This is a genomic window from Yoonia vestfoldensis SKA53 (assembly GCF_000152785.1).
In the GTDB taxonomy this organism is placed as follows: domain Bacteria; phylum Pseudomonadota; class Alphaproteobacteria; order Rhodobacterales; family Rhodobacteraceae; genus Yoonia; species Yoonia vestfoldensis_A.
Genome location: NZ_CH672414.1, coordinates 2,359,301 through 2,381,293 on the forward strand (window position 1 = coordinate 2,359,301; position 21,993 = coordinate 2,381,293).

The following is a 21,993-nucleotide window of genomic DNA, read 5'->3' on the forward strand; positions in this document are numbered from 1 at the left end:
TTCCCCCTCTGTCCGCCATTCATAGCGGGTTCCGCCCGACACCCGCAACGGGTACATTTCGGGGTTTCGCCGCAAGGGTGCGCTGGGTAGTGTGCAGCGACGGTGCGCGGGGGCAAAATGAACACGACAGCCACACCCATGATGGCCCAATACCATGAAATCAAGGCACAGCATCCTGATGCCTTGCTGTTCTATCGCATGGGCGATTTCTATGAGATGTTTTTCGACGATGCCGTCGCCGCCGCAGACGCGCTGGATATCGCGCTGACCAAACGCGGCAAGCATGAGGATGAGGACATCCCGATGTGTGGCGTGCCTTATCATGCTGCCGAAGGGTATTTCCTCACGCTGATCCGCAAGGGATTTCGTGTCGCTGTCTGCGAACAGATGGAAAGCCCGGCCGAGGCCAAGAAACGCGGCCACAAGTCGGTGGTCCGGCGCGAGGTCGTGCGCCTTGTCACGCCCGGGACATTGACCGAAGATTCCTTGCTCGATGCGCGGCGGCACAATTATCTGGTGGCGTTTCATGTGGTGCGTGACCAAGGCGCGATAGCCTGGGTCGACATTTCGACAGGGGCGTTTCATGTGATGCCTTGCGCGGGGGCGAAACTGGGGCCGGAACTGGCACGTTTGACCCCGCGCGAAGTGATCGTAGTCGACAGCGCACAAGGTGATTGGTCAACGTTAGTGTCTGAATCTAACGCTGTGTTAACGACATTGGGGGCGTCAGCTTTTGACAGCACCGCAGGCGAAAAACGGCTTTGCGCGTTGTTCAAGGTCGGATCGTTGGATGCTTTTGGTGCGTTTGAACGCGCCGAGATCGCGGCGATGTCTGCCGTGGCAGAATATCTGGAGATCACGCAGCGCGGCAACCTACCGCTGCTGCGCCCACCCGTGCGTGAAACCCAGAAATCCGCGATGCAGATCGACGCTGCGACACGGCGGTCGCTGGAATTGACCCATGCACTTGCGGGAGGACGGCAAGGGTCGCTGCTGGCCTGTATCGACCGGACGGTGACAGCGGGTGGCGCGCGATTGCTGGAACGGCGGCTGGCATCGCCCAGCTGCGATCTGGGGATCATCACCGCGCGGCAGGATGCAGTGGCCTTTATGCTGGACCAGACACGGTTATGTGATGATATACGCAGCGATTTGCGCGGCACGCACGATCTGGACCGCGCTTTGTCGCGGCTGGCGCTGGACCGGGGCGGGCCGCGCGACATGGCGGCGATCCGCAACACGATTGCACAGGCGGCGCGACTGCCAGTGCATCCAGACATGCCACCGCTGCTGGCCAATGTGGCGCGAGATTTGGCTGGGCATGACGTGTTAGTCGCGCTTCTGGATGCCGCATTGATCGCCGAACCGCCACTGCTGGCGCGCGATGGCGGGTTTATCGCCGCAGGCTATGACGCGGAACTGGACGAGGCGCGCAAGCTGCGCGACGAAGGCCGGTCCGTGATCGCGGGGATGCAGGCCGATTTCATCGTACAGACGGGGATCTCCTCGCTCAAGATCAAGCATAACAATGTTCTGGGCTATTTTATCGAGACCACCGCGACCCATGCGGAAAAGATGCTGGCCCCACCGTTGAACGACACCTTCATCCACCGCCAGACCACCGCCAACCAAGTGCGTTTCACAACGGTAGAGCTGTCAGAGATAGAAACCCGCATCCTGAACGCAGGCGGGCATGCATTGGAGATTGAAAAGCGGCTCTATTCCAGCCTGAAAGACGCTATTCTGGCGCAGGCAGGGCCACTTGGTGCGCTGGCACGCGCCCTGGCGGAGGTGGATCTGGCAAGCGCGCTCGCGCATCTGGCACGCACCGAAAACTGGGTGCGGCCAAAGCTAGACGACAGCCGCGCCTTTGCGATCACCGGCGGGCGGCATCCGGTGGTGGAAATGGCCCTGCAAAAGCAGGGCGCGCCCTTTGTCGCCAATGATTGCACGCTGACAGATGCAAGGGTCTGGTTGCTGACCGGACCAAACATGGCGGGTAAATCGACCTTTCTGCGGCAGAATGCGCTGTTGGCGATCCTCGCGCAGATGGGCGGATTTGTACCTGCCCAGGCTGCACATATCGGCATCGTCAGCCAGATTTTCAGCCGTGTAGGCGCATCGGACGATCTGGCGCGCGGGCGGTCCACCTTTATGGTCGAAATGGTGGAAACGGCAGCGATTCTGAACCAAGCCGACGACCGGGCGCTGGTTATACTAGATGAAATCGGGCGCGGTACGGCGACCTATGACGGGTTGTCGATTGCTTGGGCGACGCTGGAACATCTGCATGATGTGAACCGCTGCCGCGCGCTGTTCGCTACGCATTACCATGAGATGTCGGCGCTGTCAGCCAAGCTGGATGGCGTGGAAAACGCCACCGTCACGGTCAAGGAATGGGACGGCGACGTGATTTTCCTGCACGAGGTAAAGCGCGGTACGGCGGATCGCAGCTATGGTGTGCAAGTGGCACGGCTGGCGGGGTTGCCGCAGGTCGTGGTGGACCGCGCCAAGGTGGTGCTGGAAGCATTGGAAAAAGGCGAACGAGAGGGCGGGCGCAAGGCATTCGTGGACGATCTGCCATTGTTTGCGGCGATGCCCGCGCCGCCGCCCGTGAAACACCAAGTGTCAGAGGTTGAGGCGCGGTTGAAAGGCGTGATGCCGGATGAACTGACGCCAAAGGATGCCTTGGCCCTGATTTATGAATTGCGCGGGATGGTAGGGTCGGGGTGAAACCCCGACCTACGATGCCGGTGTTGACGATACGCCGACTTGTGCAGGGCGCAGGAGACGGTCGTGCAGCATGAATCCTTCGGCAGCGACCTGAATGATGTCGCCGGCCTTGGTGCCAGGCAACGGAGCCTCGAACATCGCCTGATGCAGTTGCGGATCGAAACGGTCGCCGACCTGCGGCACAATTGGATCGATCCCGTGCTTTTTAAAGACGGAGATCAACTCGCGCATTGTGAGTTCGACACCTTCGAGCAGCGCTTTGTTGATGTCCTGTTCAGCCTCATCGGCGGACATCAGCGCGCGGCGCAAGTTATCGTAGATCGGCAGCATGTCGCGGGCGAAACGGGCGCTGCCGTAGTTTTCAGCCTCGCGCCGGTCGCGGTCGGCGCGTTTGCGGGTGTTTTCCGCATCAGCCAATGCGCGCATGAATTTATCACGGAATTCGTCACGCTCGGCGCGCAGCGCTTCTAACTCTTCGATGCCAGCCTCGGGGGCTTGATCCATCATATCGCCTTCGGCGGCCATTTCATCGAGGCTTTGGTATGCGGCGTCTTTGTCGGCCATGTCTGTCTTCCTTCAGGAACGGTCGGCAATCATTTTGCCCACCAACTGTGCAGTATAATTCACGATTGGCACGATCCGGCCATAATTGAGCCGAGTCGGGCCAATGACGCCCACGGCGCCAATGATCTTGCGGTCGGCGTTCATATAAGGGGAAACGACCAGAGATGAACCCGTCAAAGAGAACAATTTGTTCTCGGACCCGATAAAAATCCGCACACCATCGCCATCCTGAGCGAGATCAAGAAACTGGGCGATGTCACGCTTGCGTTCCAGATCATCGAAGAGCGATCGGATGCGCTCCAAATCGCCTTCGTTTTCGTTATCAGTCAACAGGTTGCCACGCCCCCGCACAATCAGCCGTTCGGTGGATTCGCCTTCGTTTTCCCATAAAGCAAGGCCGCTTTGCACCAGTTCGGCGGCCAGGGTGTCAATCTCGCGACGGCGGGCCTTGATTTCGCGTAAAATCACCTGCCCCAGCTCGGACAGGGTATGCCCTTCGGCAATCGCATTCAGGAAATTCGCCGCCTCGCGCATGGATGACGGGGTTTGGCCGGGGGGTGGCGTGAAAATTCGGTTTTCGACATGACCATCGGCAAAGACCAGCACCACCAGTGCGCGGTCCTTGTTGAGGGACACGAATTCGATATGCTTGATTGCGGCCTCGTGTTTCGGTGTCAAGACAAGGCTGGCGCCATGTGTCACACCCGACAGCGCCTGCCCAACCTGATCCAGCATCGTGACGACATCGCTGTCAGCGGATTGCATCGTCTGGTCGATGGCTTGCCTGTCCTTGCCATCCAGGTCACCGATCTCCAGCAAGCCATCGACGAACATCCGAAGGCCAAGCTGCGTAGGCACACGGCCTGCACTGACATGAGGGCTGCCCAAAAGGCCGAGATATTCAAGATCTTGCATCACGTTGCGGATCGTGGCGGCGCTGACCTTTTCGGACAGCGTGCGTGTCAGGCTGCGCGAGCCGACCGGCGCACCGCTTTCCAGATAGCCTTCGACGACGCGCCGAAAGACTTCGCGCGAACGGTCGTTCATCTGGGTGATGTTCGGGGTTTGGTCTGACACTTTGTCCTCTTTCAGGGCGCCGGCAGTAAAGGCCAAGTTCTGCGATCCGTCAATCGGGGTTGGATTTCAGATCTTTGCATACTATGCCCGCAAGGCAAGCAACAGGAGTATTCCCATGCGTCCATCCGGCCGTCAGATCAATGAAATGCGCAACGTGACAATCGAGACTAATGTCACGATGCATGCCGAAGGGTCCTGCCTGATCAAATGCGGCAATACCCATGTGCTGTGTACCGCGACGATCGACGACCGCGTGCCACCGTTCTTGAAGAATTCCGGTCTAGGCTGGGTGACTGCTGAATACGGGATGTTGCCGCGCGCGACAAATACACGGATGCGGCGCGAAGCAAAAGAAGGCCAATCCGGCCGGACACAAGAGATCCAGCGCCTGATCGGGCGGTCATTGCGCGCCGGCGTGGACCGTGTGGCCTTGGGTGAACGGCAAATCATCGTGGATTGCGATGTCATTCAGGCGGATGGTGGCACGCGCTGTGCGTCGATCACCGGCGGATGGGTCGCGCTGAAACTGGCGGTGCTGAAGTTGATGAAAACGGGGCAGATCATCAGTGATCCGCTGGTCGATCCGGTGGCGGCGATTTCCTGCGGGATCTATGCTGGGCAGGAAGTGTTAGACCTCGATTATCCCGAAGACAGCGAAGCAGGAGTCGATGGCAATTTTGTCATGACCGGCGGGCGGTTGGTCGAAGTGCAGATGTCAGCGGAAGGGGCGACCTTTAGCCGTGCGCAGATGGACGGGCTGCTGGGCTTGGCCGAGAAAGGTGTGGCTGAATTGACGGCCCTGCAACTGGCCGCGGTACGCTAATGCGCAGGTTTGCGGGCGACCGTCTGTTGGTCGCGACCCATAATCAGGGCAAGCTGGACGAAATTGCCGATCTTCTGTCACCGTTTGGCGTGATGCTGTCCAGCAACGCCGATCACGGGTTGCCGGAACCAGAGGAGACCGAGACGACCTTTGTCGGCAACGCGCGGATCAAGGCGCATGCGGCGGCACAGGCCACTGGCTTGCCCGCCCTTTCCGACGACAGCGGGATCACGATTGACGGGCTGGGCGGCGCGCCGGGGGTCTATACGGCGGATTGGGCCGAAACGCCGCAAGGGCGCGACTTTGGCATGGCGATGAACCGCGCATGGGCGGAGCTGGAGGCGGCAAGAGCCCCGTTTCCGCGTCTGGCGCAGTTTCGCTGCACACTGGTGCTGGCCTGGCCGGATGGCCATGATGAGGTGTTCGAAGGTGTCATGGCAGGGCAGATCGTTTGGCCGATGCGGGGCGATCAGGGGCATGGCTATGACCCTATCTTTCAACCCGAAGGTTATGCCCAGACATTTGGCGAAATGGACCGCTGGGAGAAGAATAAGATCAGCCATCGCGCCGATGCTTTCGCCAAGTTGATTGCAGGCTGTTTTGGCTGAGGATTGGGAACACGGAGGCTTCGGCCTTTATATCCATTGGCCATTTTGTCAGGCCAAATGCCCCTATTGCGATTTCAATTCGCATGTTGTGACGCAGATCGACCACAAGGCATGGGAATCTGCTTATCTAAGCGAAATCAGTAGGTTGGGTGCCGAGACGGAAGGCCGTATCCTACGGTCAGTGTTCTTTGGGGGCGGCACACCCAGCATGATGGACCCCGCGGTTGTCGATGCGGTTCTAACACGGGTGCGCGCGACTTGGCCGATGGCCAATGATATCGAGATCACGCTGGAAGCGAACCCGACCTCGGTTGAGGCCGAGCGGTTCGCCGGATATCGTGCCGCAGGTGTGAACCGTGTCTCTATGGGGATACAGGCGCTCAATGATCCCGATCTGAAAGCATTGGGGCGTTTGCACGGGCGAGATGAGGCCTTGCGGGCTTTTGAAATCGCACGGGGCGTATTTGATCGGGTGAGTTTTGATTTGATCTATGCGCGGCAGGGGCAAACATTGGCGGCGTGGGAAGCTGAATTGGCTGAGGCATTGAGCCTCGCCGTGGATCATCTGTCGTTGTATCAGCTGACGATCGAGGATGGGACGGCCTTTGGTGATCGTTATGCCGCTGGCAAGCTGCGGGGATTGCCAGATGATGATGCAGCGGCGGATATGTATGCGCTGACACAAGAGGTTTGCACGGCGCATGGGTTTGCAGGCTATGAAGTATCCAACCACGCGCGGGCCGGATGTGAAAGCATCCATAATCAGATTTATTGGCGCTATGGTGATTACGCAGGGATCGGACCAGGTGCGCATGGGCGGCTGACACTGGGTGGTCACCGCCATGCGACCGAGGCAGAGCTATCGCCGCTGGCGTGGTTGTCTCAGGTCCGCAAGATCGGCAATGGCGACCTGACACGCAGCATGCTGGATGATGCGGCACAGGCGACGGAACGCCTGTTGATGGGAATGCGATTGACCGAAGGTGTGATGTTGGAGCGGCTTGATATCGCAGCTTTATCAAGCAAGATCAGTTATCTATCTGACATAGGCATGGTGGAAATTGAACAGGGCAGATTGCGTGCGACAGCGGCGGGCCGACCCGTGCTGAATGCTGTCTTGCGGGTTTTGCTAGAGGATTAATTCCCAGCCAAGGCGCGCAGCAAATCGTCAAGCTGATCCAGGGATTTGTAACTGATCGAGATCTTACCGCCTTCATCCCCCGCCTTGTGATCAATCGTGACCTTCATGCGCAACGTCGCTGAAAGTTCATTCTCGATCTGGATCGTGTCAGGATCTTTGGGTACTGGCGCACCCGTTACTGAGCGACGTTTTAGTGCCGGACCTTTCTTGGCGAGGTTTTCAGCCTCGCGCACCGAGAGTTTCCGCTGGATATATTCGCGCGCGAGCATCACCGCCTGCGGATGGCCGACAAGCGTGCGGGCATGACCAGCCGTCAGCGCGCCGGAGACAAGGTAGCCTTGCACCTCTTCGGGCAGCGATAGAAGCCTAAGAAGATTGGCAATATGGCTGCGGCTTTTGCCCAGAGCGGTCGCCATCTGGTCTTGGGTATGGCCAAATTTGTCCATCAGCTGACGATAGCTGGCAGCCTCGTCAACCGCATTGAGATCGGCCCGCTGGATGTTTTCGATAATCGCTACTTCGAGAACTTCTGTATCGGTGTAATCGCGCACCAGCACAGGAATGTCATGCAGTTTAGCTATCTGAGCGGCACGCCAGCGGCGTTCACCTGCGACAATCTCGTAGCTGTCAGGGTCTTGTGGCGACAACCGAACGATCAGAGGCTGGATGATCCCCTTTTCAGCAATGGATGCTGCCAATTCGCGCAACGCGTCTTCGGCGAAGGTGCGGCGGGGCTGGTCAGGGTTGGGGCGGATGCGTTCGACCGGGACGATCATGTCAGGTCGTGGAGGGCTGGTCGTGGATGCTTCGGGCTGGCCGACATCGGACATCAGGGCAGACAGGCCCCTGCCCAGACCGCGCGGATTTTTGGTGCTGCGTGCCATGATGCTAGACCCTTTGTTTCTTTGATTTCTTGATAACTTCGCGGGCCAATGCGCGGTAGGCGATACTGCCTTTGGACGACGAATCATAGGTGAGTACCGGCATGGCAAAAGACGGAGCCTCACTGAGGCGGACGTTGCGCGGGATCACTGTCTTGAACACCATGTCACCCATGTTATCGCGCGCGTCTTGTTCCACTTGCAGCGACAGGTTGTTCCGACCGTCATACATTGTAAGCACAATCCCTTCGATCCGAAGATCAGGGTTAGCGGACTGGCGGACGTCACGGACGGTCAGAATGAGTTGCGATAGGCCTTCGAGGGCGAAGAATTCGCTTTGCAGCGGAACAAGGATGGAGTGGGCAGCGACCATCGCATTCACCGTCAATATGTTGAGTGATGGTGGGCAATCGATCAATATATAGTCGTATCCGGTGACAGATTGAAGCGCATTGCGCAGCAGAAAACTGCGTTTCTTGTTGTCCAGCAGTTCCATATCAGCAGAGCTGAGGTCTGTTGTCGCCGGGACGATCATCAAACCGGCAACATTTGTAGGCTGCGTCGCCTCCAACACTGTCGAATCACCAGACAGGACGTCGTATGTTGTGATGTCGCGCTGATCTGTCGCAACACCAAGACCTGTAGAGGCGTTTCCCTGCGGATCAAGGTCGATCAACAGGACACGTTTTTTCAGCTCTGCCAACGCCGCGCCTAGGTTGATCGTGGTGGTTGTTTTGCCCACCCCACCCTTTTGATTCGCGATAGCGATGATTTTTGGCCCAGCTTCTGCGATATCAAGCGGCACGGCATATCCTTTGAATCAAGAGCAGTCGCGCCTCAGGATCAGTCAAACTAGGCTGCTCTTCAAGCTCAAAGAGCCAATTCTGACGCGCCTCGGCAATTTCTGTGCTGGCCTGCCTGCCTTTGTGCATGATCGCGAGGCCAGCGGGGTGAATGTGCTGCATAATAAGCGGTAACAGAAACGAAACGCTGCCCAAGGCGCGCACCGAAACAACATCTGCGCCAGCTGGCGGGACCTCTTCGATACGATCTGCAAGCACACGCGCCGTCAGGCCCAGCTCTCGAATGGCGGTTCGCAAAAAAGCCACTTTGCGCTGGTCACTTTCGATCAAAACAAACTGCGCATCCGGATGGCGCGCCTTGCCAAGGATCGCAGCAACGATACCCGGAAATCCACCACCACTACCAATATCCAGCCAGAGGTGAAAATCATCAGGCGCATGGCGGTAGACCTGCACGGAGTCAACAACGTGACGATCCCATATCATAGCATGAGAACTGGCGCTGATCAGATTAATCTTGGGCGTCCATTTTAGGACAAGCGCCGCGAAGGCCTGCAAATCTGCCAATGTTTCACGTGAAACATCGATGCCACCAACGTCCACCATTTCGTCAGGTCCCAGTCGCTGCCAGCGCATGTCGCTTGATTGCGCCAATCAACAGCATCAGTGCGGCTGGCGTCATCCCTTCTATCCGGCCCGCCTGCGCAATGGAGACTGGCCGGGTTTTTTGCAGCTTGGTGACCAGTTCTGTCGATAACCCGCGCACACCCAGATAATCGAGGCCGTCCGGGATCAACTGCGCCTCGTCCCGCTCCAAGGCTGAAACGTCCCTTTCCTGGCGCAAAATGTAATGCGCATAAAGCGCATCTTTCTTGACCTGCTCCTGTATCTCCGGCGCAATATCTGATGTTTCTGGCGAAATTTGCATAAGTTGTGCAAAGCCAAAGTCCGCTAGCGCCAAAGCTTCCAATGCAGTTTTGCGTGGACCATCGGGATTCAGCTGAGCGCCAGCTGCAGTAATATCGCGTGCGGACAGATAGATTTTTCCGAGCCGTGACTTTGCATCGGTAATCTTATCCATCTTGGCGCTGAACACTGACCACCGTAGCTCACTAATACAACCGATTGCGCGTCCGCGCGCTGTCAGGCGTTGATCCGCATTATCCGCACGCAGCGACAGCCGGAATTCTGCCCGTGAGGTGAACATGCGGTAAGGTTCCGATACACCGCGAGTGATCAAATCATCAATCATCACGCCGATATAAGATTCCCGCCTGCTGAACAGAACGGGCTCTTTATCAAGAGCCGCCGCGGCGGCATTCAGCCCTGAAACCAGTCCTTGTGCTGCAGCTTCCTCATATCCTGTCGTGCCGTTAATCTGCCCGGCAAGGTACAACCCCGGCACATCACGTAATTCCAACGTTGGCCGTAGGGCGCGTGGATCGACATAATCGTATTCTATGGCGTAGCCTGGCTGCAAGATGGTGGCGTTTTCTAGCCCATGGATGGACCTGACATAATCCAGCTGCACATCTTCGGGCAGTGATGTCGATATCCCGTTCGGATAAATTGTGTGATCGTTCAAGCCTTCGGGTTCCAGAAAGATCTGATGCGATGTTTTGTCGGCAAAACGCACAACTTTATCCTCGATCGAAGGACAATAGCGCGGCCCAACCCCGTCTATATGGCCGCCATACATTGCCGATCGTCCAAGGTTTGCACGAATAATATCGTGTGTTTGCTCATTCGTGTGGGTAATCCCACAATTGACCTGCTGCGCAAAGACAGATTTCGACAGAAAGGAAAACAACACCGGATCATCGTCAGACGGCTGACTTTCCAAAATATCCCAGCGAATGGTCCGCCCGTCCAGGCGTGGTGGTGTACCCGTTTTTAACCGTCCCATCGGCAAACCGAAGCCATCCAGCCGTTCGGCCATATGCACAGACGGATCATCACCCATACGCCCACCGGGGCGGGACACCTCACCGATGTGAATAACGCCACGCAGAAAGGTGCCCGTCGTCAGGATGACGTTTTTTGATGTGACCATCTGGCCGTCGCGTAGATAAATACCGGCGACGCGGTCTCCGTCCATCACCAAATCAGTGGCTTCACCTTCCAGAATTGTCAGATTGGGTTGCGCGGCCAGCACCGCCTGCATCGTGTCACGATAAATCGCCCGATCCGTTTGCGCCCGCGGTCCCTGAACGGCGGGGCCCTTTTTTCGGTTCAGCAAGCGGAACTGAATCCCCGCCCGATCAGCAACCTGGCCCATCGCGCCATCAAGCGCATCAATCTCACGGACAAGATGACCCTTGCCCAATCCACCGATTGCAGGGTTGCAAGACATGACGCCAATTGACCGACGCGTCAATGTGACCAGCACCGTCCGTGCACCCATGCGCGCAGCGGCATGTGCAGCTTCGCTACCCGCATGGCCACCACCGATAACGATGACGTCATAGTCATAATGTTTCACGTGAAACACTCCTCATTTGCCGATGCAAAAACTGGAAAATATCTCGTCCAGCACCTGTTCTACATCAACGCGGCCGACAAGGCTATCCACTGCGCGGATGGCTGTCCGCAGATCCTCGGCGATCAGGTCCAGCATACCGTCTTCGGCATCCAGCCACGCCCCGGCATCATCCAGTGATGTCACAGCGCGGAGCAAGGCGACCCGATGCCGCTCCCGCATCGCCAACCCAACGGACGCAACACGCCTGCCCAATTCCCCTGAAATCAGTGCAATCAGCGCCTCAACACCCATCCCCGACAGCCCGGAAACGGCAAGCCCACCACCGGCCCCTGTATCGGCCTTAGCCCGAACATAGATATCGCCCGCCGCCAGATCATGTGATGGCACCGGCGCATCCAGCAGCATATGAACGCGCATATCTGCCTGTTCCGCACGCGCACGCGCACGCGCAACGCCCAAGCTTTCAACAAGGTCATCAGTGTCCCGCAGGCCCGCCGTATCCAGCAGCGTCACAGGGATACCGTCAAGATCCAGGCGCACCTCGATCACATCACGCGTTGTGCCGGCAATTTCGGATGTGATTGCCACATCACGCCGTGCCAACCGGTTCATCAGGGTAGATTTTCCAACATTCGGCGCCCCGACAATCGCCACCTCAAACCCGTCGCGCAACCGCTCAGCCATGCGTACACCGGCAGCCTCGCGGGCCATCTCGCTGCGCACAGCCTGCAACAAGTCGCGCACTTCCGGCACGACGTCGACCGGCACATCCTCGTCTACAAAATCAATCGTTGCCTCAAGCAACGCCGCCGCACGGATCAATCTTTTCCGCCAGCTATCGGCAATCTCGCCCAAAGCTCCGGAAAATACGCGTACAGCTTGTCTTCGCTGGCTTTCCGTTTCAGCGTCAATGAGATCGGCCAACCCTTCAACTTGCGCAAGATCCAGCCGTCCATTTGTCAGCGCGCGGCGCGTAAATTCACCAGCCTCTGCAGGTCGCATCGCCGGATCATCGCCAAGAATACGCAGCACAGCCGAAACAACGGCAGGACTGCCATGCAAATGCAGCTCAACCACGTCTTCACCGGTAAAGCTTTTGCCATCCGCAAACCGTAGCACGAGCGCTTCGTCAACCAGATCACCTGCACGGTCGCGCAAAGCACGCAATCCGCGCGCCACCGGCACGTCTCCCATCAACCTCGCGGTAGATGCAAACGCCTCTGGTCCGGAAATGCGTATAACTGCAACGCCTGCCCGTCCCCGGGCAGTGGCAAGTGCAAAAATCGTATCCATATCTCTAACTCATTGTCTTAAAACAATAAGTTAAGTGTTCATCGAGTCAAAAAAGTCTGAATTCGTCTTTGTCTGCTTCAACTTCCCGATCAGGAATTCGATCGCATCTGTTGTCCCCATCGGGTTCAGAATACGGCGCAGCACATAGGTCTTGGCAAGGTCTGATTTCTCGACCAGCAATTCCTCTTTCCGCGTCCCGGACTTCAGAATATCCATCGCTGGGAACACGCGCTTATCAGCAACCTTGCGGTCCAGAACAATCTCGCTGTTGCCAGTGCCTTTGAACTCTTCAAAAATCACTTCGTCCATCCGGCTGCCAGTATCAATCAGCGCCGTTGCGATGATGGTCAGCGAACCGCCTTCTTCGATGTTGCGTGCCGCACCAAAGAACCGCTTGGGCCGCTGCAATGCATTTGCATCCACGCCACCCGTCAGCACCTTACCAGACGACGGCACTGTCGTGTTGAACGCGCGACCCAGCCGTGTGATCGAATCCAGCAGGATCACCACATCACGCTTGTGCTCTACCAACCGTTTGGCCTTCTCGATCACCATTTCAGCCACAGCAACGTGGCGCGTCGCTGGTTCATCGAACGTCGACGACACGACCTCACCCTTCACCGACCGCTGCATATCGGTCACCTCTTCAGGCCGCTCATCGATCAGCAAAACGATCAGGTAACATTCCGGGTGATTTTTCTCGATCGAATTGGCGATGTTTTGCAACAGCACCGTCTTGCCTGTCCGCGGTGGTGCAACAATCAACGATCGCTGTCCTTTCCCGATCGGCGCAACTAGGTCGATGATCCGCGCAGACCTGTCCTTGACCGTCGGATCAGCAATTTCCATCGTCAACCGTTCTTCGGGGTACAATGGGGTCAAGTTATCAAACGCAACTTTGTGACGCGCCCGTTCCGGATCTTCAAAATTGATCCGCTCGACCGATGTCAAAGCGAAATACCGCTCATTATCGTTCGGTTCCTTCATCACGCCTTCCACCGTATCACCGGTTCGCAGCGAATACTGCCGGATCATATCAGGCGAAACATAGATATCATCCGGTCCTGGTAGGTAATTCGCCTCTGGCGAGCGCAGAAAACCAAATCCGTCCTGCAAGACTTCCAGCACACCATCACCGCCGATAACCCATTCGTCATCCGCACGTTCTTTTAGGATTGCGAACATCATGTCGCCCTTGCGCATGGTCGAGGCGTTCTCAATCTCCAGCTCTTCTGCCATCGACAAAAGGTCTTTCGGGCTCTGGGCCTTCAGATCGGCAAGGTTCAAACGGTCTTGTTGCATGCGAAAATCCAGTGCTGGCATCAAAACCAGCGAGAGAGGGACGGAAGGGGAAATTAATGACCCGGACGGATCACAAGCATCTGGTAATAGCGGATGCCTGCAGAGTCAACGTGCCTTCAAAATGGTCGCACGATCACAGCCGTCACGATCACGACCATCAAAACCGTCGGCACCTCATTGAACAACCGATACGTCCGTCCAGAGCGTGTGTTTTGCCCTGCAGCAAATTCCTTGCGGCGCTTTGCCATCCAGCCATGCGCCGCCGTCATCGCCAGTACAGAAACAATCTTGATCCATGACCAAGCAGCACCCCAATCGAAGACGCCCATGGACAGCAGCACAAGCCCTGCCAGCCACGCTACGATCATCGCCGGATTCATGATCAACCGTAGCAGCTTTTCTTCCATGATCTGAAAGGTCTGATCAAGCTCTGATCCCACCGCTGACCTCTCAGCATGATAAACAAAAAGCCGAGGTAGATAGAATAAACCAGCCATCCAGGCGATCACAGCCATGATGTGCAGCGCTTTGATCCAAGGATACAGGCTGAAATACAGGTCGGGCATCGGATACTCGCTTTGACTGGGTCAGACCTCTTAAATAATTATATAGATAGAAAGAAAAGATGATGTTGAATTTAGTGCATCATTTTCCTGTGGTTTCTTTTTTCATCCGCAGACTTATCAACAGCACCACACGCCTGAAAATAAACATCGCTGATAATCCATATTTAAAAAAATATGTTCGTAACCAGCATGTTACGAGACTTTTTTCGCCGCGCTATCAAACTAACATGTGCCTTGACAGCTGCTCACTCAACGATTCGTCCACAGCCAGTACTTATACTTTCCCACGGTGGAAAAGACTGGCTGGTCGCGCGAACAAGCCTAGGTTCTTCCACAGCCTGGCGGTAACAGGGTTTTCAAGCTCGGCTTCCGGCCCCATTGTGACCACGTTTTCCATCGGGTTATCCACATGCAAGACAAGATTATCCTCGCGTCCGGTTCAGCGATCCGTGCAGAACTACTCCGTAAAGCCGATGTTGCCTTCACAGTGCAGATCGCACGGATAGACGAAGACGCTGTGCGCGCATCCTTGCAAGCTGACAACGCGTCACCGCGCGACATCGCGGATACTTTGGCTGAACTCAAGGCGCAAAAGGTGGCCTCGAAACACCCTGATACGCTGGTTATCGGGTGTGACCAGATCCTTGCTCTTGATCAGGATATTCTAACTAAGCCGGACACAAAGGCCCAAGCATTGGATCAGCTACGCACGTTGCGCGGGCGCAAGCATCAGCTGCTCTCAGCCGCTGTTATCTATGGCGATGGCAAGCCGCTTTGGCGTCACGTCGGGACCGTGCGCCTTCACATGCGTGACGCCTCCGATGACTATCTCGCCGCCTATGTCGACCGAAACTGGGACAGTATCCGGCATGCTGTCGGTTCCTATAAGCTCGAAGAAGAAGGCGTGCGTCTTTTTACACGCATCGAAGGAGATTATTTCAATGTTCTTGGCCTGCCTTTGCTTGAACTCTTGTCATATCTGACGCTTCGCGGAACATTGCAGACATGACAGATTTTCCCCGCGCCGGTGTGATCGGCAACCCGATCAGCCATTCCCTCTCGCCTAAGCTGCACGGCCATTGGCTGCGGCGCTACGGTATCAACGGCAGCTACGATGCCCTGCAGGTCACTGAAGATGGCTTAGAGCGTACGCTACGGTCTCTGCCGGCCCAAGGTTATGTCGGCGTGAACGTCACACTCCCCCACAAAGTTGCGGTCTTGCAGATCGCTGACCAATTGACTGACCGTGCCACGCTGATCGGTGCCGCAAATACATTGACTTTCAAAGATGACGGAAGAATTTTTGCAGATAATACAGATGGTTACGGGTTTCTAGAAAACCTGCGTCAAGGTGCGCCCGGCTGGGATGCCAAGACCGGACCGGCAGTTGTCTTTGGCGCCGGTGGCGCCGCCCGTGCCGTGCTCGTTTCCCTGATCGAGGCTGGCGTGCCCGAAATCATCCTTACCAACCGTACCCGCCCAAAGGCTGAATCCCTGCGCGCCGATTTTGGTGCGCGGATCAGGATTGTCGATTGGGTACAGGCAGGCTCTGTCCTGTCTGATGCCGCCACGGTGGTGAACACGACCTCGCTTGGGATGAAGGGTGGGCAGGAATTCCGCGTGCCGCTGGATGGTTTGCGCTCCGGCACCGTTGTCACCGATATCGTTTATACGCCGCTGCGCACCAAATTCCTTGATGCCGCCGCTGAAAAAGGCTGCGTGACTGTAGACGGTCTGGGCATGTTGTTGCATCAGGGCGTGCCCGGGTTTGAACGCTGGTTCGGCAAACGGCCAGAGGTGGATGACGACTTGCGTCGTGTCGTCCTGTCATGACGCATCACCTTGGCCTGACAGGGTCGATCGGCATGGGCAAATCCACGACAGCCCAGATGTTCCGCGATGCTGCTGTGCCGGTCTGGGATGCTGACGCTAGCGTGCATACACTATACGCAAAGGGCGGCGCAGCTGTTCCCCTTCTTGGCGCTGTCTTTCCTGATGCCATCATTGATGGTGCAGTGTCACGCGATAAACTAAAACACATTATTGCGAATAATCCTTCAGGATTGGCTAAAATAGAACATATTGTCCATCCGTTGGTCGCGGCAGACCGGCGCGCCTTTGTGGCAAATCACGATGCCCCGCTTTTGGTTTTCGACATTCCATTGCTGTTCGAAACAGGTGCGGATAGCTGGCTGTCCTCTGTTCTTGTCGTGACTGTGCCGCCCGCGGTGCAGCGCGACCGTGTGCTGGCCCGTCCGGGCATGACGCCACAGCATCTTGACCAGATCCTGCAACGCCAGATGCCCGATGCTGAAAAACGCGCCCGCGCCGATCACGTGATCGAGACGCTGACGCTGGACGGCACCCGCGTCGCCGTGCAAGAACTGATCGGCAAGCTGACGGGATAAGACATGCGCGAAATCGTTCTCGACACCGAAACCACCGGCTTTGAACCCAGCGAAGGCGACCGCATCGTTGAAATCGGCGCTGTCGAACTGATCGGCCATATGCCCACGGGCAGGACCTATCACCAATATATCAACCCCCAGCGGACCATGCCTGCCGAAGCCTTTGCCGTGCATGGCTTGGGTGATGATTTTCTGGCCGATAAACCGTTGTTCAAGGATATCGCCGACGATTTTCTGACCTTCATCGGTGATGCGAAACTGGTTATCCACAACGCCGCCTTTGATATGAAATTCCTGAATGCCGAACTTGGTTGGCTCCATAAACCTGCCTTGCCGATGAATCGCGCAGTTGACACCCTGATGATCGCGCGGCGCAAGTTTCCGGGCTCGCCTGCGTCGCTTGATGCGCTGTGCCGCCGCTTTGGCATCGACAATGCAGCGCGGACCCTGCACGGCGCATTGCTCGACAGTGAAATTTTGGCAGAGGTTTATCTGGAACTGATTGGTGGCCGTCAGCCCGATTTCGCGCTGGCCCAAGGCAGCGCAGATAGCACGCAAAAAAATGGGGCTGCATGGCGCGCGGGTCCGCGTCCCGCACCCTTGGCATCGCGCCTAACAGCCGAAGAAACCGCCGCCCATACCGCCTTTGTCAATGCGATGGGCGACGACGCAGTCTGGAAACGCGCTTAGTTGACGACCTTCTTGTCGGCCTCGGCACGACGGGCCAATTCGGAACGGTAAAGCGCAAGGAAATCAATGGTTTCGAGGTTCAGCGCAGGGAAACCGCCGTCGCGGGTCACGTCGCTGACAATCCGGCGCAGGAACGGAAAGGTGATGCGCGGGCATTCGATCAGCAGATAGGGATGCATCTGTTCTTCTGGCACACCTTCGACGTGGAACACGCCGGCATATTCGATTTCCAGAACGAACAAGGGTTCGCCTGCGGCCTTTGTCTTGCTCGTGATGTTCAGCTTGGTGATCACTTCGAACTGGTGGTCCGCTGTGCGCTTGCGGGCGTCCAGATTGACCTGCACTTGCACTTCGGGCTGTGCATCACCCTTGACACCCTTTTGCGCCAGAATGTTTTCGAACGACATATCGCGGATATATTGCGCCAGAACACGGCTGCTGATCTGCTGGGGCTGGGGCGCTGCACCGGCGGCTGGCGCGGCGTTGTCGGGTGTATCAGTCATGGAAACCTGCTTTGGTTGCTATTGGGTTGCCTGTTCCTAACAGCCCCTGCGCGCAGGCTCAATGCCGGGTCCATTTCGATGGCGGATGTGTCGGGTGTTTTTCGGGTGGAATTTCCTGAAATTCGCCGTCGATGATTGTATCATTGGGTCGCGGCGTGCCAGCGGAATGTGGGCGCGTCTCGAATTTCGCAAACCTGATGCGTGCCTTGATCCAATGGAACGCCGCCTGCCGCACGGCAGGCACCAGCAAGGACAGCCCGATCACATCCGTGAAAAACCCTGGAGTCAGCAACAACGCCCCCGCGAACAGGATCATCGCACCATTGGCCAATGGTTCTGTCGGGTCCTTCAGATCGGAAAACGACCGTTGCAGGTTTCCCAGCTCGCGCAGCCCCTGATGGCGCACCAGATATGACCCCGCCAGCGCCGTTGCCAGCACGATCAGCAGGGTCCACCAGATCCCGATCAGGCCACCGACCTGAACGAACAGGGTAATCTCGATCATCGGGACAGCGATGAATGCAAATAATAGCCACATGACGCGGGCCTTTCACAACTTGTTGGTGGTACGGTGGACTTGACCGCACCCGTGACCTACATAAGAAGCCAAGCGGCATGTTTCCATGCTTTGTTCTGACACGAGGTCCTGATGAACTCTCCGATTATTCAGCTTTTGGTGCTTGCGGGCATCGCTGTTTTCCTGATCCTGCGTTTGCGTGGTGTCCTTGGGACCCGCGAAGGGTTCGAAAAACCCGCCGTGACCCGGCAGGAAACCACCCCCCGCCGCAAGCACGATTTCGACGTCATCGAAGGCGGGCCGGATCTTGATATCACTGACCATGTCCAAGCAGATTCCGCCGCCGCCAAGGCGTTGGCCGCGATGAAACGCGTCGATCCCGATTTCAACGTCACCGAATTTCTGGGTGGTGCGCGCGGGGCCTATGAAATGATCCTGATGGCGTTTGAAAACAGCGATCTGGACAGCATCGTCCCATTCATCTCGCATGATGTCTATGAGGCGTTTGCCAGCGTTGTGGATGATCGCCAGCGGCAGGGCCTGACAGTCACCGCCAGTTTTATCGGGATCAGTGATATGACTTTGGCCCATGCAGAATTTGACGAGGCGACCAAAGAGGGCGAGGTGTCCGTCCGCTTCAAAAGCGAGATGACATCTGTCGTGCGTAATGCCGAAGGCGAAGTCGTCGAGGGTAGCACGAAGGAAATCAAGCGGTTGGTCGATACATGGACTTTCGCGCGCAAGATGGACGCGGGCGATCCGAACTGGAAACTGGTCGCCACCGGCGAATGACTTGCTGGATTTTGGCAGCCTAGTGACACAACAGGCGGTGGGATGGCCAAGGCGACATATCATATCTGTGATTTCGACGATTTGAACGGATGGGCGGCCGATGATCATCGCGCCGCCCTTGACGTTTTTTGTAAAACCGCAGACCGGATCACCGACCCGTGGTGGCAGGCGGCCTGTCATCTGGCACCCACAAGCACTGATCCGCGCGGTTTCTTTGAGCTGTATTTCCGGCCCGTCATGGTCACCGATGGCCAGCCGATGTTGTTCACCGGCTATTTTGAACCTGAATTGTCAGGATCGCGCATGGCTGATGCCACCTTCCGATATCCTGTCCATGCCCTGCCGCCTCATCTGACCAAAGGTGCAACACGACGCCAGATCGCGGAACAAAACTTGGCCAAGGGCCATGAGATTGTCTGGCTTGCCGATCCGGTCGATGCGTTCTTTTTGCAGGTGCAGGGGTCTGGCCGCATCAGGTTGCCGGATGGCTCTGTCCTGCGTCTTGGTTTCGCGGCCAAGAACGGACTGCCCTACACGTCGGTCGGAAAGCAATTGGTCGCGCGCGGAGTCGTGTCAGCGGACAAGGTGTCGGCTGCCTTTATCCAGACCTGGGTCAGGCAAAACCCTGATGCGGGCCGCGAACTGCTGTGGATGAATGAGAGCTATGTGTTTTTTCGCGAACTGGCCGATCTGGCCGCTGATGATGGCCCGATAGGCGCGATGAAACGTTCTGTCACCGCAGGGCGCAGCATTGCGGTTGATCCCGATCATCTGCCGTTGGGTGCGCCGGTCTGGATCGAAAAAGACGCGCCCGACCCGATGATGCGGCTGATGGTTGCCCAAGATACCGGATCGGCGATCAAGGGTGCGCAGCGCGCGGATATCTTTTTTGGGACCGGTGCTGTTGCAGGCGCTATTGCCGGGGGCGTCAAACACAATGGTCGCATGATCGTGCTGCTGCCGGTCGCTGTTGCGGATCGCCTGGTCGCGGGGGTTACCTGATGCGCAGGCCCCGCCATCTGTCATCTGAGGAACGCGCGTTGTGGGATCGTGTCAAAGGTACGACCAAGCCCATGTCCCCCGATGCGAAACCCGATCCTGCCCCGCTGCCCCCCGTGCGCAAGACACCTGTCATGCCGCGTGATCCTCTACCCGATTTTCAGGTTGGCCAAAAGGCAGATGCCCACCGGCCCAACGACCTGCTGCCCAGCATCACACACCGTCTGGTCAACGCGCCAGTCAACATGGACAGCAAATCATTTGGCAAGATGAAACGCGGCAAGCTGGTACCAGAGGCGCGGATCGACCTGCATGGCATGACCATGGCGCAGGCGCATCCGGAATTGCTGGCCTTCATATTGGGTTCGCATACGCTGGGGCGCAGGCTGGTGCTGGTGATCACCGGCAAGGGTAAAGACCGCGACGACGGCGGCCCGATCCCCACGCGCAACGGCGTGTTGCGCCATCAGGTGCCACAATGGATGGCCCTGCCACCCTTGGCGCGTACGATCCTCCAAGTGACACCCGCGCATCTGAAACACGGTGGGCATGGGGCCTATTACGTTTACCTACGCCGCGGCCGCTAAGGCGATCCGCGCTTGCCTGACAGGTATGATCATGATCAGCGAGGCAAGGGCGAACAACGCGGCATAACCCAATTGCTGCACTTCGAACCCAACGCCGATATCGATCAGCCAGCCGCTTAACCCCGGCCCGATAGCGGACCCCAGCACCATCAGCGCTGTCGCCACTGATTTGATTGCGCCGATGTGGCGTGTACCGTAAAGTTCGGCCCAACAAGCGTTCAGGATCGTGGCCTGCCCGCCACCCGCCAGCCCCATCAGAATGACAGCAATCGCCGTCCACCACAGCGACGGCGCGTACCAGTGCAACACAAAGGCCACGACCAACGGCAGCAGGTAGACCGGCAACAGCCGCACCGCGCCGAACCGGTCCACTGCCCAGCCATAGATGATGGTGGATACCAGCAGCGCCGCCGTGCCTAGCGGAAAAACCGCGACCAAAGACAGATGCGACCAGCCTTTGATTTCCGCGAAATGCGCTTGATGAAACCAGAAGGCCGTGCCGAACCCCGAAAACGACATGACCGCAGGCGTCATGGCCCAGAACATCGGGTGGCGCAGTGCCTCCGCCCTTGTCCAGAAACGTCCGTTCATGCCGAACGACTGGTTGCTTTCCGCCACGGATTGCGGCGTGCGTTCCAGATGCAGTAGACGGAACAGAACCGCACTTGCCAGCACGCAGAATATTGCGCTGCCGACGAACAGCATCCGCCAATCTATAAAGGATTTCAACCAGACCATCGTCAGTGGCAGCGCCGCGTCGCCCAGCATGAACCCAAAGGCAGCGATGGCCAGCGCGCGACCGCGCGTGGCGACGAACCAGCGCGCCATGGACACGACGGCGACATGGCTGGTCATGCCTTGGCCGGTGAATCGCAGTGCGAAGATGACGAAGGGCAGCAGTACGACCGCTGGATTGAACGCCATCGCCAGACAGGCCAGCGCCAGCATCCACACCACGAAGATCCCGAGCGTGCGCACGCGAAACCGGTCGGCAAGGCCCCCCGCAAACACCATGAGCGCCGCCGACGCCCCAGTGCCAACCATATAGATCAGGCCCCATTCGCCGTTGGTCAGGCCGTAATCGGCGCGGATCTCACCCCCGAAGATCGAGATGAAAAAGGTTTGCCCGAAGCTTGACAGAAACGACAGGAGCGCCCCGGTCGCAAGGAACGGGGCGTTGTCGCGGACAAAGGTCAGGTAGCTGCGCAAACCGGTCATGCCGTA

The 21,993-nt window shown here is 57.5% G+C and carries 23 protein-coding genes; 11 read left to right on the forward strand and 12 right to left on the reverse strand.

The annotated features are described in order from the left end of the window. Window positions 1–117 precede the first annotated feature (117 nt). Window positions 118–2,733 (forward strand): DNA mismatch repair protein MutS, encoded by a 2,616-nt coding sequence (mutS, locus tag SKA53_RS11440; protein WP_040483277.1) that lies wholly within the window; start codon window positions 118–120, stop codon window positions 2,731–2,733. Between the two features lie 9 nt (window positions 2,734–2,742). Here mutS and SKA53_RS11445 read toward each other — a convergent pair whose 3' ends face one another. Together SKA53_RS11445 and hrcA are read right to left on the reverse strand one after the other, a co-directional pair. Then, on the reverse strand, window positions 2,743–3,297 hold the full coding sequence (locus SKA53_RS11445) for a nucleotide exchange factor GrpE (protein WP_007206308.1): 555 nt from the start codon (window positions 3,295–3,297) through the stop codon (window positions 2,743–2,745). A 12-nt stretch (window positions 3,298–3,309) separates the two neighbouring features. Then, the gene (gene hrcA / locus SKA53_RS11450; RefSeq protein ID WP_040483278.1) at window positions 3,310–4,374 is read right to left on the reverse strand and encodes a heat-inducible transcriptional repressor HrcA; all 1,065 of its coding nucleotides are present in this window, start codon (window positions 4,372–4,374) and stop codon (window positions 3,310–3,312) included. Between the two features lie 115 nt (window positions 4,375–4,489). On the opposite strand from hrcA, the gene rph reads away from it, so the two are divergent. The 3 genes from rph to hemW are packed head-to-tail and all read left to right on the forward strand — an operon-like array spanning window position 4,490 to window position 6,946. Then, window positions 4,490–5,197, forward strand: a complete 708-nt coding sequence (gene rph, locus SKA53_RS11455) for a ribonuclease PH (protein ID WP_007206310.1) — start codon at window positions 4,490–4,492, stop codon at window positions 5,195–5,197. Further along, complete coding sequence (gene rdgB / locus SKA53_RS11460) at window positions 5,197–5,805, forward strand: RdgB/HAM1 family non-canonical purine NTP pyrophosphatase (RefSeq protein WP_007206311.1); 609 nt, start codon at window positions 5,197–5,199, stop codon at window positions 5,803–5,805. The genes rph and rdgB overlap by 1 nt, the downstream gene beginning before the upstream one ends. Then, complete coding sequence (hemW, locus tag SKA53_RS11465; protein ID WP_007206312.1) at window positions 5,798–6,946, forward strand: radical SAM family heme chaperone HemW; 1,149 nt, start codon at window positions 5,798–5,800, stop codon at window positions 6,944–6,946. The genes rdgB and hemW overlap by 8 nt, the downstream gene beginning before the upstream one ends. Here the strand turns inward: hemW and SKA53_RS11470 are convergent. The 7 genes from SKA53_RS11470 to hemJ form a co-directional block, all read right to left on the reverse strand. Continuing rightward, window positions 6,943–7,830, reverse strand: coding sequence for a ParB/RepB/Spo0J family partition protein (locus SKA53_RS11470; protein ID WP_007206313.1), 888 nt, complete (start codon window positions 7,828–7,830; stop codon window positions 6,943–6,945). The genes hemW and SKA53_RS11470 overlap by 4 nt on opposite strands. A 4-nt stretch (window positions 7,831–7,834) precedes the next feature. Then, complete coding sequence (locus SKA53_RS11475) at window positions 7,835–8,632, reverse strand: ParA family protein (RefSeq protein WP_007206314.1); 798 nt, start codon at window positions 8,630–8,632, stop codon at window positions 7,835–7,837. Further along, entirely contained in the window at window positions 8,622–9,266 is a 645-nt protein-coding gene (rsmG, locus tag SKA53_RS11480) for a 16S rRNA (guanine(527)-N(7))-methyltransferase RsmG (protein ID WP_007206315.1), read from the reverse strand. The genes SKA53_RS11475 and rsmG overlap by 11 nt, the downstream gene beginning before the upstream one ends. Next, window positions 9,241–11,112 (reverse strand): tRNA uridine-5-carboxymethylaminomethyl(34) synthesis enzyme MnmG, encoded by a 1,872-nt coding sequence (mnmG, locus tag SKA53_RS11485; RefSeq protein ID WP_007206316.1) that lies wholly within the window; start codon window positions 11,110–11,112, stop codon window positions 9,241–9,243. Before mnmG ends, rsmG begins: the two co-directional genes overlap by 26 nt. Before the next feature lie 12 nt (window positions 11,113–11,124). Further along, a complete protein-coding gene (mnmE, locus tag SKA53_RS11490) occupies window positions 11,125–12,405 on the reverse strand; it encodes a tRNA uridine-5-carboxymethylaminomethyl(34) synthesis GTPase MnmE (protein ID WP_040482960.1) in 1,281 nt (426 codons plus the stop codon). A 30-nt stretch (window positions 12,406–12,435) separates the two neighbouring features. Further along, window positions 12,436–13,707 carry a transcription termination factor Rho gene (gene rho / locus SKA53_RS11495; protein WP_040482961.1) on the reverse strand — a complete coding sequence of 424 codons (1,272 nt, stop codon included), beginning with the start codon at window positions 13,705–13,707 and terminating at the stop codon, window positions 12,436–12,438. 116 nt (window positions 13,708–13,823) lie between these two features. After that, on the reverse strand, window positions 13,824–14,273 hold the full coding sequence (hemJ, locus tag SKA53_RS11500; protein ID WP_007206319.1) for a protoporphyrinogen oxidase HemJ: 450 nt from the start codon (window positions 14,271–14,273) through the stop codon (window positions 13,824–13,826). A gap of 409 nt (window positions 14,274–14,682) precedes the next feature. Between hemJ and SKA53_RS11505 the strand changes: the two genes are divergently transcribed. From SKA53_RS11505 to dnaQ, 4 genes are read left to right on the forward strand one after another with little or no spacing between them, the layout of a single operon-like run. Next, the gene (locus SKA53_RS11505; protein ID WP_007206320.1) at window positions 14,683–15,282 is read left to right on the forward strand and encodes a Maf family protein; all 600 of its coding nucleotides are present in this window, start codon (window positions 14,683–14,685) and stop codon (window positions 15,280–15,282) included. Then, entirely contained in the window at window positions 15,279–16,106 is an 828-nt protein-coding gene (locus SKA53_RS11510; RefSeq protein WP_007206321.1) for a shikimate dehydrogenase, read from the forward strand. The genes SKA53_RS11505 and SKA53_RS11510 overlap by 4 nt, the downstream gene beginning before the upstream one ends. Further along, on the forward strand, window positions 16,103–16,681 hold the full coding sequence (gene coaE / locus SKA53_RS11515) for a dephospho-CoA kinase (RefSeq protein ID WP_007206322.1): 579 nt from the start codon (window positions 16,103–16,105) through the stop codon (window positions 16,679–16,681). Before SKA53_RS11510 ends, coaE begins: the two co-directional genes overlap by 4 nt. A gap of 3 nt (window positions 16,682–16,684) precedes the next feature. Further along, on the forward strand, window positions 16,685–17,371 hold the full coding sequence (dnaQ, locus tag SKA53_RS11520; protein ID WP_007206323.1) for a DNA polymerase III subunit epsilon: 687 nt from the start codon (window positions 16,685–16,687) through the stop codon (window positions 17,369–17,371). Here the strand turns inward: dnaQ and secB are convergent. Both secB and SKA53_RS11530 read right to left on the reverse strand, forming a co-directional pair. Then, a complete protein-coding gene (secB, locus tag SKA53_RS11525) occupies window positions 17,368–17,874 on the reverse strand; it encodes a protein-export chaperone SecB (protein ID WP_007206324.1) in 507 nt (168 codons plus the stop codon). The two genes, dnaQ and secB, sit on opposite strands and share 4 nt — an antisense overlap. A 58-nt stretch (window positions 17,875–17,932) precedes the next feature. Continuing rightward, window positions 17,933–18,412 carry an FxsA family protein gene (locus tag SKA53_RS11530; RefSeq protein ID WP_007206325.1) on the reverse strand — a complete coding sequence of 160 codons (480 nt, stop codon included), beginning with the start codon at window positions 18,410–18,412 and terminating at the stop codon, window positions 17,933–17,935. 111 nt (window positions 18,413–18,523) lie between these two features. Between SKA53_RS11530 and SKA53_RS11535 the strand changes: the two genes are divergently transcribed. The 3 genes from SKA53_RS11535 to SKA53_RS11545 are packed head-to-tail and all read left to right on the forward strand — an operon-like array spanning window position 18,524 to window position 20,769. Next, window positions 18,524–19,183, forward strand: coding sequence for a Tim44/TimA family putative adaptor protein (locus tag SKA53_RS11535; protein ID WP_040482962.1), 660 nt, complete (start codon window positions 18,524–18,526; stop codon window positions 19,181–19,183). A gap of 42 nt (window positions 19,184–19,225) precedes the next feature. Further along, window positions 19,226–20,185: a murein transglycosylase A gene (gene mltA / locus SKA53_RS11540; protein WP_007206327.1), complete on the forward strand. Its 960-nt coding sequence runs from the start codon at window positions 19,226–19,228 to the stop codon at window positions 20,183–20,185. Further along, the gene (locus tag SKA53_RS11545; RefSeq protein WP_007206328.1) at window positions 20,185–20,769 is read left to right on the forward strand and encodes a Smr/MutS family protein; all 585 of its coding nucleotides are present in this window, start codon (window positions 20,185–20,187) and stop codon (window positions 20,767–20,769) included. The genes mltA and SKA53_RS11545 overlap by 1 nt, the downstream gene beginning before the upstream one ends. Here SKA53_RS11545 and SKA53_RS11550 read toward each other — a convergent pair. After that, window positions 20,752–21,987 (reverse strand): MFS transporter, encoded by a 1,236-nt coding sequence (locus SKA53_RS11550; protein ID WP_007206329.1) that lies wholly within the window; start codon window positions 21,985–21,987, stop codon window positions 20,752–20,754. The two genes, SKA53_RS11545 and SKA53_RS11550, sit on opposite strands and share 18 nt — an antisense overlap. Between the last annotated feature and the right edge of the window lie 6 nt (window positions 21,988–21,993).

What these genes read in the sequence shown, in the direction of transcription:
- SKA53_RS11510 (WP_007206321.1), top strand. Translation starts at nt 15,279, where the DNA reads ATGACAGATTTTCCCCGCGCCGGTGTGATCGGCAACCCGATCAGCCAT.
- hemJ (WP_007206319.1), bottom strand. Translation starts at nt 14,273, where the DNA reads ATGCCCGACCTGTATTTCAGCCTGTATCCTTGGATCAAAGCGCTGCAC.
- SKA53_RS11470 (WP_007206313.1), bottom strand. Translation starts at nt 7,830, where the DNA reads ATGGCACGCAGCACCAAAAATCCGCGCGGTCTGGGCAGGGGCCTGTCT.
- SKA53_RS11545 (WP_007206328.1), top strand. Translation starts at nt 20,185, where the DNA reads ATGCGCAGGCCCCGCCATCTGTCATCTGAGGAACGCGCGTTGTGGGAT.
- SKA53_RS11550 (WP_007206329.1), bottom strand. Translation starts at nt 21,987, where the DNA reads ATGACCGGTTTGCGCAGCTACCTGACCTTTGTCCGCGACAACGCCCCG.
- SKA53_RS11535 (WP_040482962.1), top strand. Translation starts at nt 18,524, where the DNA reads ATGAACTCTCCGATTATTCAGCTTTTGGTGCTTGCGGGCATCGCTGTT.
- SKA53_RS11445 (WP_007206308.1), bottom strand. Translation starts at nt 3,297, where the DNA reads ATGGCCGACAAAGACGCCGCATACCAAAGCCTCGATGAAATGGCCGCC.
- secB (WP_007206324.1), bottom strand. Translation starts at nt 17,874, where the DNA reads ATGACTGATACACCCGACAACGCCGCGCCAGCCGCCGGTGCAGCGCCC.
- dnaQ (WP_007206323.1), top strand. Translation starts at nt 16,685, where the DNA reads ATGCGCGAAATCGTTCTCGACACCGAAACCACCGGCTTTGAACCCAGC.
- rsmG (WP_007206315.1), bottom strand. Translation starts at nt 9,266, where the DNA reads ATGCGCTGGCAGCGACTGGGACCTGACGAAATGGTGGACGTTGGTGGC.
- rho (WP_040482961.1), bottom strand. Translation starts at nt 13,707, where the DNA reads ATGCAACAAGACCGTTTGAACCTTGCCGATCTGAAGGCCCAGAGCCCG.
- mltA (WP_007206327.1), top strand. Translation starts at nt 19,226, where the DNA reads ATGGCCAAGGCGACATATCATATCTGTGATTTCGACGATTTGAACGGA.
- mnmE (WP_040482960.1), bottom strand. Translation starts at nt 12,405, where the DNA reads ATGGATACGATTTTTGCACTTGCCACTGCCCGGGGACGGGCAGGCGTT.
- SKA53_RS11530 (WP_007206325.1), bottom strand. Translation starts at nt 18,412, where the DNA reads ATGTGGCTATTATTTGCATTCATCGCTGTCCCGATGATCGAGATTACC.
- rph (WP_007206310.1), top strand. Translation starts at nt 4,490, where the DNA reads ATGCGTCCATCCGGCCGTCAGATCAATGAAATGCGCAACGTGACAATC.
- mutS (WP_040483277.1), top strand. Translation starts at nt 118, where the DNA reads ATGAACACGACAGCCACACCCATGATGGCCCAATACCATGAAATCAAG.
- rdgB (WP_007206311.1), top strand. Translation starts at nt 5,197, where the DNA reads ATGCGCAGGTTTGCGGGCGACCGTCTGTTGGTCGCGACCCATAATCAG.
- SKA53_RS11505 (WP_007206320.1), top strand. Translation starts at nt 14,683, where the DNA reads ATGCAAGACAAGATTATCCTCGCGTCCGGTTCAGCGATCCGTGCAGAA.
- coaE (WP_007206322.1), top strand. Translation starts at nt 16,103, where the DNA reads ATGACGCATCACCTTGGCCTGACAGGGTCGATCGGCATGGGCAAATCC.